Genomic DNA, 13,042 nt, shown 5'->3' on the forward strand with positions numbered 1-13,042 from the left:
ACGGCGTGCGGCGGGGGCGCCCGCAGCCCCCTTGCACGGGGGAGTGAACGGATCACTGCCCCGTTCGCCACCCCGGAACACCCCGCGGTCATCCGAGCTGTGTCCGGCTCACAGGCTGGACCGCAACCACTGCTCCACGCTCGCGATGTGCACCGTCGCCCACGACCGCGCCGCCTCCGCGTCCCGGTCCCGCAAAGCCGCCAGAATCGCCCGGTGTTCGTGCAGGGTCCGGCTGACCGCGTCCTCCTGGGTCAGCCCCCGCCAGACACGCGCCCGCGTCGTCGGCCCGGACAGGCCGTCGAGGAGCGAGCACAGGACCGAGTTCCCGGAGCTGCGCACGATGCCCCGGTGGAACTCCAGGTCGCAGGCGACGAGTTCCTCCACCGACGGGTCGTCGCCGAGCTTGTCCAACTGGTTCGACAGCGCGTCCAGTTGCTGCTCGCTGATCCGGGAGGCGGCCATCGCCGTGGCCGCCGGCTCCAGGATGCGGCGGACGGCGAGGAACTCCAGCACGGTGTCGTCGCGGTGGAAGTCGACGACGAAGCTCAGCGCCTCCAGCAGCAGCTGCGGATCCAGGCTCGTCACATAGGTGCCGTCGCCCTGCCGTACGTCCAGGATCCTGATCAGTGACAGGGCGCGCACGGCCTCACGTAGTGAGTTACGTGACAGCCCGAGTTCGGCGGCGAGCTCGCTCTCCTTGGGGAGCCGGTCGCCGGGGCGCAGCGCGCCGGAGACGATCATGCCCTTGATCTTCTCGATCGCCTCGTCGGTGACTGCCATGGCCGGCCCTCCCTGTCGTTCAGGATGTCGTTGCCAGACATCCGATCACTCACGTCATTATGCGGGGCGGGGTCGGTGGAGGCGCAGTTTGCCAGTGATGCGCATGCGAAAGGGGCGGCTCCATCGGCGGGAGCCGCCCCTTCCGGCTTGGCCGGCCCCGGTGCGGAAGGGGCCGCCCTCGAGCGGTCCGGCCTGGTCAGGGCAGTGGCCGGACCTGGCTCCGGGAGAGGCTCATCCGGCGGAAACCTCTCACGGCGCCTGCGAGGTCACTTCTTGTCGAGCAGGTCCTGCACCTTGGCCCGGACGTCGTCCGTCGCCAGACCCCGGATCGTCAGCGTCGTACGGCGGCGCAGCACGTCGTCCTGCGTCTCGGCCCACTCGTTGTCCCGGGCGTAGACGACCTGGGCCCAGATCTCCGGGGCGTCCGGGTGGACGCGCTCGCCCAGCTCCGGGTTCTCGTTGGCGATGCGGGCGATGTCGAAGGCCAGCGAACCGTAGTGCGTGGCCAGGTGCTTGGCGGTGTCGGCCGCCATGCGCGGACCCGGCGCCGGGCGGTCGGTCAGCAGCCGGTGGGCGACCGCGCGCGGGTTGGCGATGCCCGGCAGCGGCAGCTTCTTCGGCAGCGAGGCGATCGGCTCGAAGTCGTCGCCCAGCGGGGCGCCCGGCAGTGACTCCAGCTTCTTCATGATCGTGCGGCCGATGTGGCGGAAGGTGGTCCACTTGCCGCCCGCGACGGACAGCATGCCGCCCGTGCCCTCGGTCACGACGGTCTCGCGCTTGGCCTTCGCGGTGTCACCGGGGCCGCCCGGCAGCACCCGCAGGCCCGCGAACGCGTAGGTGATCAGGTCCCGGTCCAGCTGCTGGTCCCGGATCGAGAACGCGGCCTCGTCCAGGATCTGGGCTATGTCCTTGTCGTTGACCCCGACATCCGCCGGGTCGCCCTCGAACTCCTCGTCCGTGGTGCCCAGCAGCAGCATGTCCTCCCAGGGCAGGGCGAACGTGATGCGGTACTTGTCGATCGGGGTCGCGAGCGCCGCCTTCCAGGGCGCCGTCCGCTTCAGTACCAGGTGCGCGCCCTTGGACAGACGGATCGACGGCGCGGCGTTCGGGTCCTCCATCTTGCGCAGGTGGTCGACCCACGGACCGGTCGCGTTCAGCACGAGCCGGGCGTTCACCCCGAACTCGTCACCGGACAGCCGGTCCTTCAGGTCCGCGCCCGTCACCCGGCCCTTGGTGAAGCGCAGGCCGGTGACCTCGGCGTGGTTGAGCACGACCGCGCCCGCCTCGACGGCCCCGCGGACCGTCATCAGCGCCATGCGCGCGTCGTTCATCTGGTCGTCGCCGTACACGGCCACGGCCTTGAGGTTGTCGGTGCGCAGCTCCGGCACGTCCTGCGCCGCCTTGGCGGGGGACAGGAGGTGGCCGACGCCGTCACCGAACGCGGAGAGCGCGGAGTAGGCGAAGACGCCCGCCCCGAGCTTCGCGGCGCCGTGCGGCCCGCCCTTGTACACGGGGAGGTAGAACGTGAGCGGGTTCGCCAGGTGAGGTGCCACCTGGCGAGATACCGCACGGCGCTCGAAGTGGTTCTCCGCCACCAGCTTCACCGCGCCGGTCTGCAGGTAGCGCAGACCGCCGTGGAGAAGCTTGGAGGAGGCGGAAGAGGTGGCGCCGGCGAAGTCACCGGCGTCGACCAGAGCCACCCTGAGGCCGGACTGCGCGGCGTGCCAGGCGGTGGAGATGCCCAGGATGCCGCCGCCGATCACGAGAAGGTCGTACGACGCCTTGGCGAGCTGCTCCCGGGTCTCGGCGCGACTCGGGTTGGAGCCGGAGGCCGGGTGCGTCCCGAGGGCAGGCACGGACTGCAGGGTGGTCTGACTGGTCATTTCGGGTTCTTACTCCTCATCAGAGTTCGAGAGCTGGCGAGAGCCGTCAGTTCTCGTCGTCCTCGAGCCAGCCCATGGTCCGCTCGACGGCCTTGAGCCAGTTCTTGTACTCACGGTCGCGGGTCTCCGCGTCCATGCGGGGGGTCCACTCGGCGGCCCGACGCCAGTTGGCGCGAAGCTCGTCGGTGCTGGACCAGAAGCCGACGGCGAGACCGGCGGCGTAGGCGGCGCCGAGGCAGGTGGTCTCGGCGACCATCGGGCGCACCACGGGGGCGTCGAGGAAGTCCGAGAGGGTCTGCATCAGCAGGTTGTTGGAGGTCATACCGCCGTCGACCTTGAGGGCCACCAGCTCGTCGCCGGAGTCCTTGACCATGGCGTCGGCGATCTCACGGGTCTGCCAGGCGGTGGCCTCCAGGACGGCACGCGCGAGGTGCGCCTTGGTGACGTACCGGGTCAGACCGGCGATCACACCGCGGGCGTCGGAGCGCCAGTGCGGGGCGAACAGTCCGGAGAAGGCCGGCACGAAGTAGGCGCCGCCGTTGTCCTCGACCGAGAGCGCGAGCGTCTCGATCTCGGCCGCGGTGGAGATCAGGCCCATCTGGTCGCGCATCCACTGCACCAGCGAGCCGGTGACAGCGATCGAGCCCTCCAGGGCGTAGACCGTCGGCTGCTCGCCGATCTTGTAGCCGACGGTGGTCAGCAGGCCCGCGTACGAGTTGATGATCTTGTCGCCGGTGTTCATCACCATGAAGGTGCCGGTGCCGTACGTCGACTTGACCTCGCCCTCGGCGAAGCAGGTCTGGCCGAACAGGGCCGCCTGCTGGTCACCGAGCGCGGAGGCGACCGGGATGCCGCCGAGCAGGTCGCCCAGCTTGCCGCCGGTGATCTCGCCGTAGACCTCGGCGGAGGAGCGGATCTCGGGCAGGATCTGCAGCGGCACGCCGATCGACTCGGCGATCTTGTCGTCCCACTCCATGGTGTGGAGGTTCATCAACATGGTGCGGGAGGCGTTGGTGACGTCCGTGACGTGCTTGCCGCCGTTGACACCGCCGGTCAGGTTCCAGATGACCCAGGTGTCCATGGTGCCGAAGAGGATGTCGCCGGCCTCGGCGCGCTCCTTGAGGCCCTCGACGTTGTCCAGCAGCCAGCGGGCCTTGGGGCCGGCGAAGTAGGAGGCGAGGGGAAGGCCGGTCTCGCGGCGGAAGCGGTCCTGCCCGACGTTGCGGCCGAGCTCCTTGCACAGGGCGTCGGTGCGGGTGTCCTGCCAGACGATGGCGTTGTGGACGGGCTCACCGGTGTTCTTGTCCCACAGCACGGTGGTCTCGCGCTGGTTGGTGATGCCGATGGCCTTGATGTCGTCACGGGTGATGCCGGCCTTGGCGATGGCTCCGGCGACGACCTCCTGGACGTTGGTCCAGATCTCGATGGCGTTGTGCTCGACCCAGCCCGGCTTCGGGAAGATCTGCTCGTGCTCCTTCTGGTCGACGGAGACGATACGGCCGTCCCGGTCGAAGACGATGCAGCGGCTGGAGGTGGTGCCCTGGTCGATGGCGGCGATGAAGGGGCCGGCCGTGTGGGCGTCGGTCACTGTGAGCTCCTGGAAGTTCCGTGGTTATGGGGCTTTACGTACGGCGCGCGCTGAGAGTTTCGATGCTTCTCACTCGAACGGGTGAAGCTCGGTGCTCTTAGGCGAATGCGACGTTGTAGATGCCTGCCGCGATGGCGCCGCCGATGAGCGGACCGACCACCGGGATCCAGGCGTAGCCCCAGTCGGAGCCACCCTTGTTGGGCAGGGGCAGAAGGGCGTGCACGATACGCGGACCGAGGTCACGGGCCGGGTTGATCGCGTAGCCGGTCGGGCCGCCGAGGGACAGACCGATCGAGACGACGACGAGTGCCGTGATGAGGGCGCCCAGGGTGCCCAGGCCCTTGCCGCTGTCGTTCAGACCCTGCGTGAGAACCGCGAGCACCAGCACGATCGTGCCGATGATCTCCGTGGCGAGGTTCTGCGCCACGTTCCGGATCTCGGGACCGGTGGAGAAGACGCCCAGGACCGGGCCGGCGCCCTTCTCCTGGGCCTCCACGGCCTTGGCCGCCGTGGCCTGCGCGCCCGGACCGCCGACGATCTCCTTGTCGGTGAGGTGGGCGTGGAACTGGCCGTAGTAGGCGACCCAGACCAGGGCGGCACCGATCATGGCGCCGAGGAACTGTCCGGCGAAGTACGTCGGAACGTTGCTCCAGTCGTTGTCCTTGATCGCGAGCGCGACGGTCACGGCCGGGTTCAGGTGGGCGCCGGACAGCGGCGCCGAGGTGTAGACCGCCGTGAGCACCGCGAAGCCCCACCCGAAGGTGATGGCGAGCCAGCCGGCGTTGCGGGCCTTGGAGGCCTTCAGCGTGACGGCGGCGCAGACGCCACCGCCGAGCAGGATGAGTATGGCGGTACCGATGGTCTCGCCGATGAAGATGTCGGAGCTGGACACCCGCGACTCCTTTGTCCTTCGTCCAGGGGAAGCCGAACCCCGGGTCCCACCGGTGGTTCGCGTTGCCCTCGGGGGTGAGGGCGATGCCGGCCCTTGGCACTGTCACACTCTAGCGCGTATTGCCGGTAGGTGTTCGACAATGCCGACCGATGGACGGGAGTCTTGCCCCGGCGTCACGTGTGCGTCAAGGGCTCTGTCGTCGAATGCGCGATCGTTGTTGATTGTGTTGCTTTATCGATATGGCGATGCTGCGGTGAGAGCACGACGAAGGCCGGGACGTCCTACGACGCCCCGGCAGTCACTTGCATCCCGCGCGGGTCGCCGATGCGCCCCGCGCGTGCCCTCAGAACCGCCCGGCGCCCAGATCCCGCGACACCGCGCGGGCGCAGTCCCGCACCGCCGCGATCAGCTCGGGGCGCAGCTCGCCGTCCCGGCACAGCCGCTCCACGGCGCCGGTGATGCCGACGGCGCCCACCGGCATACGGCGCCGGTCGTGGATGGGGGCGGCCATGGAGGCGACGCCCTCCCAGGTCTCCTCGACGTCGGCGGCATAGCCACGCGCGCGCGTCATGTCGAGGATGTGCTCGAAGCCGTCCAGTTCGCACACCGTGCGGTCCGTGAAGGCCTTGCGGTCGGCCTCGATCGCCTCGCTGTGCGCGACGGGGTCGTACGCCGACAGGACCTTGCCCAGCGCCGTGGAGTGCAGCGGCTGCATGGCGCCGATCTCCAGCACTTGCCGGCTGTCGTCCGGGCGGAAGACGTGGTGCACGATCAGTACGCCCTGCTGGTGCAGAACGCCCAGGTAGACGCTCTCCCCGCTGGAACGGGCCAGGTCGTCCGTCCACACCAGGGCGCGTGCCCGCAGCTCGTGGACGTCCAGGTAGGTGGTGCCCAGGCGCAGCAGCTCGGCGCCCAGCTGGTAGCGCCCGGAGGCGTCGTCCTGCTCGACGAAGCCCTCCTGCTGGAGGGTGCGCAGAATCCCGTGGGCGGTGCCCTTGGCGAGGCCCAGTGAAGAGGCGATGTCCGACAGGCCGAGGCGTCGCTCGCCGCCTGCGAGAAGCCGCAGCATCGCGGCCGCCCGTTCGAGCGACTGGATGTTCCGTGCCATCGCCGTACTGCCTCCGTCCCCTTCGACCGTCGACCTCGCGACGTCGCTGCCGCCGTTCGGCAATGTCGAACACTACCGGTCGATGCCGACCTCCCGCTAATGGTCGGTCGGCATCCGTCCGCTTCTGTTGTCCTATCAGTGGCCGAAGATCGACCCCGAGGTCATCCTCGTCCCGGCCCGTGGACTGCCTGACCACTTCCGCGCGGTCCCGGTTACGCTGGCGGCGTGCGCCCGTCGCGGACAGTTCCGTGATGGGTGCAAAGCCGACAGCCGTCGCATTCCAGGGAGCCCCTTCATGGCCTCGTTGCCGCTGACCCCTTCCGCCGACAGCCGGACCCGTGTGTCCGCGCTCCGTGAGGCGCTTGCCACCCGAGTGGTGGTCGCCGACGGAGCGATGGGCACCATGTTGCAGGCCCAGGACCCCACGCTCGAGGACTTCGAGAACCTTGAGGGCTGCAACGAGATTCTCAACCTCACCCGCCCCGACATCGTCCGTTCCGTCCACGAGGCGTACTTCGAGGCGGGCGTGGACTGCGTCGAGACCAACACCTTCGGCGCCAACCACTCGGCGATGGCCGAGTACGACATCGCCGACCGGGTGTACGAGCTGTCCGAGGCGGGTGCCCGCATCGCCCGCGAGACGGCCGACGCGTTCGGCGCCGGCGACGGCCGCCAGCGGTGGGTGCTAGGTTCCATCGGACCCGGTACGAAGCTGCCGACCCTCGGCCACATCGGCTACGGCACCCTGCGCGACGGCTTCCAGGCCAACGCCGAGGGCCTGCTGGCCGGCGGCGCGGACGCCCTGATCGTGGAGACCACACAGGACCTCCTGCAGACGAAGTCGTCGATCCTCGGTGCCCGCCGCGCGATGGAGGTGACCGGCACCGACGTGCCACTGCTGGTCTCGATGGCCTTCGAGACGACCGGCACCATGCTGCTCGGTTCCGAGATCGGCGCCGCGCTGACCGCGCTGGAGCCCCTCGGCATCGACATGATCGGCCTGAACTGCTCGACCGGCCCCGCCGAGATGAGCGAGCACCTGCGCTACCTGGCCCGCCACTCCCGCACCCCGCTGCTGTGCATGCCGAACGCCGGTCTGCCGATCCTGACCAAGGACGGCGCCCACTTCCCGCTCGACGCCGAGGGCCTGGCCGACGCCCAGGAGACCTTCGTACGGGACTACGGCCTCAACCTCATCGGCGGCTGCTGCGGCACCACCCCCGAGCACCTCAGGCAGCTCGTGGAGCGGGTCCGTGAGGCCACGCCGGGGGAGCGCCGGCCGCAGCCCGAGCCGGGCGCCGCTTCCCTCTACCAGACCGTCCCGTTCCGCCAGGACACCTCCTACCTGGCCATCGGCGAGCGCACCAACGCCAACGGCTCCAAGAAGTTCCGCGAGGCCATGCTTCAGGGCCGCTGGGACGACTGTGTGGAGATGGCCCGCGAGCAGATCCGCGAGGGCGCGCACATGCTCGACCTGTGCGTGGACTACGTCGGCCGCGACGGCGTCGCCGACATGGAGGAGCTGGCCGGCCGCTTCGCCACCGCCTCCACCCTGCCGATCGTCCTGGACTCCACCGAGGTCGACGTCATCCGGGCCGGCCTGGAGAAGCTCGGCGGACGCGCGGTCATCAACTCCGTCAACTACGAGGACGGCGACGGCCCCGAGTCCCGCTTCGCGAAGGTCACCAAGCTCGCCCAGGAACACGGCGCCGCCCTGATCGCGCTGACCATCGACGAGGAGGGCCAGGCCCGCACCCCTCAGAAGAAGGTCGAGATCGCCGAACGGCTGATCGAGGACCTGACCACCAACTGGGGGATCCTCGAGTCGGACATCCTCATCGACACCCTGACCTTCACCATCTGCACGGGTCAGGAGGAGTCCCGGGGGGACGGCATCGCCACCATCGAGGCGATCCGCGAGCTCAAGCGCCGCCACCCGGACGTCCAGACCACCCTCGGCCTGTCCAACATCTCCTTCGGCCTCAACCCGGCCGCCCGCATCCTGCTGAACTCCGTCTTCCTCGACGAGTGCGTCAAGGCGGGCCTGGACTCGGCGATCGTGCACGCCTCGAAGATCCTGCCGATCGCCCGGTTCAGCGAGGAGGAGGTCCAGACGGCCCTGGACCTCGTCTACGACCGCCGCCGCGAGGGCTACGACCCCCTGCAGAAGCTCATGGCCCTGTTCGAGGGCGCCACCGCCAAGTCCCTGAAGGCGGGCAAGGCCGAGGAGCTGGCCGCGCTGCCGCTGGAGGAACGCCTCAAGCGCCGCATCATCGACGGCGAGCGCAACGGCCTGGAGGCCGACCTCGACGAGGCCCTCCAGGACACGCCCGCCCTGGACATCGTCAACAACACCCTGCTGGACGGCATGAAGGTCGTCGGCGAGCTGTTCGGCTCCGGCCAGATGCAGCTGCCGTTCGTGCTCCAGTCCGCCGAGGTGATGAAGGCCGCGGTCGCCCATCTCGAACCGCACATGGAGAAGTCGGACGCCGAGGGCAAGGGCACCATCGTGCTGGCCACCGTGCGCGGCGACGTCCACGACATCGGCAAGAACCTCGTGGACATCATCCTGTCCAACAACGGCTACAACGTCGTCAACCTGGGCATCAAGCAGCCCGTCTCCGCGATCCTGGAGGCCGCCGAGGAGCACCGGGCCGACGTCATCGGCATGTCCGGTCTGCTGGTGAAGTCCACGGTGATCATGAAGGAGAACCTGGAGGAGCTCAACCAGCGCGGCCTCGCGGCGAACTACCCCGTCATCCTCGGCGGCGCCGCCCTCACGCGCGCGTACGTCGAGCAGGACCTGCACGAGCTCTATGAGGGTGAAGTCCGCTACGCCCGCGACGCCTTCGAGGGTCTGCGCCTGATGGACGCCCTCATCGGCGTCAAGCGCGGCGTGCCCGGCGTGAAGCTGCCCGAGCTCAAGCAGCGCCGCGTCAGGAGCGCCGCCACCACGGCCGTACTGGATGAGCGCCCCGAGGAAGGCCACGTCCGCTCCGACGTCACCACCGACAACCCGGTCCCCGAGCCGCCGTTCTGGGGCACCCGCGTCATCAAGGGCATCCAGCTCAAGGAGTACGCGTCCTGGCTCGACGAGGGTGCCCTCTTCAAGGGCCAGTGGGGCCTGAAGGAGACCCGCACCGGCGAGGGGCCGTCGTACCAGGAACTCGTCGAGACCGAGGGCCGGCCGCGGCTGCGCGGACTGCTCGACCGGCTCCAGACGGAGAACCTGCTGGAAGCGGCCGTGGTCTACGGCTACTTCCCCTGCGTCTCCAAGGACGACGACCTGATCCTGCTCGACGAGCACGGCAACGAGCGCACCCGCTTCACCTTCCCGCGCCAGCGCCGCGGCCGCCGCCTGTGCCTCGCGGACTTCTTCCGCCCGCAGGAGTCCGGTGAGACCGACGTCGTGGGGCTCCAGGTGGTCACCGTGGGCTCGCGCATCGGCGAGGAGACCGCCCGGCTCTTCGAGTCGAACTCCTACCGGGACTACCTCGAACTGCACGGCCTGTCGGTGCAGTTGGCCGAGGCGCTCGCCGAGTACTGGCACGCGCGCGTGCGCTCGGAGCTGGGCTTCTCCGGGGAGGACCCGGCCGACATCGAGGACATGTTCGCGCTGAAGTACCGGGGTGCCCGCTTCTCGTTGGGCTACGGCGCCTGCCCGAACCTGGAGGACCGGTCCAAGATCGCCGACCTGCTCCAGCCGGAGCGCATCGGCGTCCACCTGTCCGAGGAGTTCCAGCTGCACCCCGAGCAGTCCACGGACGCGATCGTCATCCACCACCCGGAGGCGAAGTACTTCAACGCACGCTGAGGCGCCCCCCGACGCCACTGTGGCGTGTGAGCGGTGTGCCCCGAGGCACACGGGATAAACCAGGCGCTTCGTTGCCGCAGGTCGTACACTGGACGGTCCACCGCAGGCCGGTTCCCTCCGTGGGAACCGGCCTGATCGTCCCTTCAAGGAGGTACGTGGATGACCAGCACGGTCCCCGCGCCAGTAACCCGTACGGCCGACGGCTCGGCCCTGCAGGCAGTACTCCTCGACATGGACGGCACCCTGGTGGACACCGAGGGTTTCTGGTGGGACGTCGAGGCCGAGGTCTTCGCCGGCCTCGGCCACACCCTCGACGAGACCTGGCGCCATGTCGTGGTGGGAGGTCCGATGACCCGCAGCGCCGGCTTCCTGATCGAGGCCACCGGCGCCGACATCACACTCGCCGAGCTCACGGTGTTGCTCAACCAGGGCTTCGAGGACCGCATCGACCGCGAGCTGCCGCTGATGCCCGGGGCGGCCCGGCTGCTGGCCGAGCTGGCCACGTACGAGATCCCCACGGCGCTGGTCTCCGCCTCGCACCGGCGCATCATCGACCGCGTGCTGACCTCGCTCGGGCCCCAGTACTTCGCGCTGACCGTCGCCGGTGACGAGGTGCCGCGGACCAAGCCGCACCCCGACCCGTATCTGCTCGCCGCGCGGGGACTGGGCGCCGATCCCGCCAGATGCGCGGTCGTCGAGGACACGGCGACCGGTGTCGCCGCGGCCGAGGCCGCCGGCTGCCATGTGGTGGCCGTGCCGTCGATCGCTCCGATCGCGCCGGCCGCCCGGCGTACCGTGGTGAGCTCCCTCGAAGAGGTCGATCTGGCATTTCTGCGTGGGCTGCTGGTCGCCTGACAAGACAAATGCGCTCGTCGTTCACCCAGCGTGCGACATCGATAACGCGGGAATTCCGCAGGGAAATTCGAGCCTGCCGGATGGCTGAATTCCGGTACCTCCGAAGACTGTTCAGTTTGTGACGTTCATCACTGTACTGAGGGTCGACAGGCCTCCCGCGCTGTGCCGCACACCCATGAAACCGGGCCGCGAGCGCACCCTTGTGTCCCGATTGATGGAAGCGTGCACGAATCCTTCCGGGGTCAGCCTTTCTTTGTGTTCGCACCCGGTTCCGCTCCGTGATGGGGTCTCAACTCCGGTCGCTTCGAACCCTCCTGCGGGCGCGGACTAATCTCGTCGCGAGAACATCGAACTTACCCCCGTGATCCGCCGCGACACCCCTGCATGCCGGGTACACGGAGTCGACAGCTGGAGAAACCCGAGCATGAACCGCAAGACTTTGGTGCTGCCGGCCGTCATCGGCCTGCTCGCGCCGGTTCTCGCCGCCTGTGGCGGAACCGACAGCGGCAGCGACAGCGGCGACGCGATCGTCGTCGGCACCACGGACGCGTTCACTGCCTCGAAGGACGCTCCAGCGCCGCTGGACCCGGCCTTCGCCTACGACGTCGGCACCTGGAACATTCTGCGCCAGACCGTGCAGACCCTGATGGTCCAGCCGCGCGGCGAGGGCGACCCGGTGCCCGAGGCCGCCCAGAGCTGCGGCTTCACCGACAGCGGCAACGAACGCTACGCCTGCACCCTGCGCGACGGCCTGAAGTTCGCGAACGGCGACCCCATCACCGCGGCGGACGTGAAGTACTCCATCGACCGCGCCCGCGCTATGAAGGCCGACAGCGGCGTCTTCGCCCTGCTGTCCACCATCGACACCGTCGAGACCCAGGGCGACCGCGAGGTCATCTTCCACCTGAAGACCGCCGACGCCACCTTCCCGTTCAAGCTGTCCACCCCGGTCGCCGGCATCGTCGACCCGGACGTCTACGCCAAGGACAAGCTGCGCGACGGCTTCGAGGTCGACGGCTCCGGCCCGTACACCGTCCAGGCCGAGGTCCACAACGACAAGCTGGTCTCCGCCGTGTTCACCAAGAACCCCAACTACAAGGGGAGCCTGAAGGTGAGCAACGACAAGGTCGAACTGCGCAACTTCGCGGACGCCGACGAGATGGGCACCGCCCTCGACAAGGGCGACATCGACCTGATGACCCGCACCATGTCGCCCGAGCAGATCCAGAAGCTGTCCGCCGACTCCGACGACAAGGTCGACCTCGTCGACCTGGCCGGCCTGGAAATCCGCTATCTGGCCTTCAACACCGACGCCCCGGCCGTGAAGAGCAAGGCCGTCCGCCAGGCGATGGCCCAGATCATCGACCGCGGCGAACTCGTCTCCAAGGTCTACGGCTCCCAGGCCCAGCCGCTGTACTCGCTGGTGCCCGCGAGCATCACCGGCCACTCCAACTCGTTCTTCAACAGGTACGGCGACCCGGACGTCACGAAGGCCAAGTCGCTGCTGGAGAAGGCGGGCGTCACCACCCCGGTGAAGCTGACGCTGCACTACACCACCGACCACTACGGCTCGGCCACCAAGAAGGAGTTCGAGCTGCTGAAGAAGCAGCTCAACGACAGCGGCCTGTTCGACGTCGACATCAAGGGCACTCCCTGGGCGACCTTCCGCCCCGCCGAGCAGAAGGGCGAGTACGAGGTCTACGGGATGGGCTGGTTCCCGGACTTCCCCGACGCCGACAACTATCTCGCGCCGTTCCTCGACAAGGACAACTTCCTCGGGTCGCCGTACGCCAACAGCACGATCCGCGACAGCCTCATCCCGGAGTCCCGCCGCGCGGCCGACCGGCTGTCCGCCGCCAACAGCCTGACGGAGATTCAGGACATCGTCGCCGGCGACGCCCCCGTGATCCCGCTGTGGCAGGGCAAGCAGTTCGTCGCGGCGGGCGACGACGTCACGGGTACGGCGTACGCGCTCAACTCCTCCTCGACCCTTCAGCTGTGGGAGCTCGGCCGTGGCGTGAGCGGCTGACGTCTCCCCATGCCCGGCGCCTCGACCAGGGCGCCGGGTCCGGCCCGGGAACCGGGACGAGGGCCCGGGTTCCTCACAATCGACGACAAGGCA

The 13,042-nt window shown here is 69.0% G+C and carries 8 protein-coding genes; 3 read left to right on the forward strand and 5 right to left on the reverse strand.

Going from position 1 to position 13,042, the window contains the following annotated elements:
- Nucleotides 1-108 precede the first annotated feature (108 nt).
- From ACZ7NC_RS32485 to ACZ7NC_RS32505, 5 genes are all read right to left on the reverse strand, one after another.
- A complete protein-coding gene (locus tag ACZ7NC_RS32485; RefSeq protein ID WP_471493351.1) occupies nt 109-780 on the reverse strand; it encodes a FadR/GntR family transcriptional regulator in 672 nt (223 codons plus the stop codon).
- Between the two features lie 266 nt (nt 781-1,046).
- Nucleotides 1,047-2,663 (reverse strand): glycerol-3-phosphate dehydrogenase/oxidase, encoded by a 1,617-nt coding sequence (locus tag ACZ7NC_RS32490; RefSeq protein WP_471493353.1) that lies wholly within the window; start codon nt 2,661-2,663, stop codon nt 1,047-1,049.
- A 46-nt stretch (nt 2,664-2,709) separates the two neighbouring features.
- Entirely contained in the window at nt 2,710-4,251 is a 1,542-nt protein-coding gene (gene glpK / locus ACZ7NC_RS32495; protein WP_471493356.1) for a glycerol kinase GlpK, read from the reverse strand.
- Nucleotides 4,252-4,348: 97 nt separating this feature from the next.
- Nucleotides 4,349-5,143, reverse strand: coding sequence for an MIP/aquaporin family protein (locus ACZ7NC_RS32500; RefSeq protein WP_471493358.1), 795 nt, complete (start codon nt 5,141-5,143; stop codon nt 4,349-4,351).
- Between the two features lie 343 nt (nt 5,144-5,486).
- Nucleotides 5,487-6,251: an IclR family transcriptional regulator gene (locus ACZ7NC_RS32505; protein WP_403459151.1), complete on the reverse strand. Its 765-nt coding sequence runs from the start codon at nt 6,249-6,251 to the stop codon at nt 5,487-5,489.
- A gap of 295 nt (nt 6,252-6,546) precedes the next feature.
- Here ACZ7NC_RS32505 and metH point away from each other — a divergent pair, with 295 nt between their 5' ends.
- The 3 genes from metH (at nt 6,547) to ACZ7NC_RS32520 (ending at nt 12,949) form a co-directional block, all read left to right on the forward strand.
- A complete protein-coding gene (gene metH / locus ACZ7NC_RS32510) occupies nt 6,547-10,065 on the forward strand; it encodes a methionine synthase (protein WP_471493362.1) in 3,519 nt (1,172 codons plus the stop codon).
- A gap of 159 nt (nt 10,066-10,224) precedes the next feature.
- Nucleotides 10,225-10,920 carry an HAD family hydrolase gene (locus tag ACZ7NC_RS32515; protein WP_471493364.1) on the forward strand — a complete coding sequence of 232 codons (696 nt, stop codon included), beginning with the start codon at nt 10,225-10,227 and terminating at the stop codon, nt 10,918-10,920.
- 424 nt (nt 10,921-11,344) lie between these two features.
- On the forward strand, nt 11,345-12,949 hold the full coding sequence (locus ACZ7NC_RS32520; RefSeq protein ID WP_471493366.1) for an ABC transporter substrate-binding protein: 1,605 nt from the start codon (nt 11,345-11,347) through the stop codon (nt 12,947-12,949).
- Nucleotides 12,950-13,042 lie beyond the last annotated feature (93 nt).

The organism is Streptomyces sp. NPDC111802, from assembly GCF_055634335.1.

What these genes read in the sequence shown, in the direction of transcription:
- ACZ7NC_RS32490 (WP_471493353.1), bottom strand. Translation starts at nt 2,663, where the DNA reads ATGACCAGTCAGACCACCCTGCAGTCCGTGCCTGCCCTCGGGACGCAC.
- ACZ7NC_RS32485 (WP_471493351.1), bottom strand. Translation starts at nt 780, where the DNA reads ATGGCAGTCACCGACGAGGCGATCGAGAAGATCAAGGGCATGATCGTC.
- ACZ7NC_RS32515 (WP_471493364.1), top strand. Translation starts at nt 10,225, where the DNA reads ATGACCAGCACGGTCCCCGCGCCAGTAACCCGTACGGCCGACGGCTCG.
- ACZ7NC_RS32520 (WP_471493366.1), top strand. Translation starts at nt 11,345, where the DNA reads ATGAACCGCAAGACTTTGGTGCTGCCGGCCGTCATCGGCCTGCTCGCG.
- metH (WP_471493362.1), top strand. Translation starts at nt 6,547, where the DNA reads ATGGCCTCGTTGCCGCTGACCCCTTCCGCCGACAGCCGGACCCGTGTG.
- ACZ7NC_RS32505 (WP_403459151.1), bottom strand. Translation starts at nt 6,251, where the DNA reads ATGGCACGGAACATCCAGTCGCTCGAACGGGCGGCCGCGATGCTGCGG.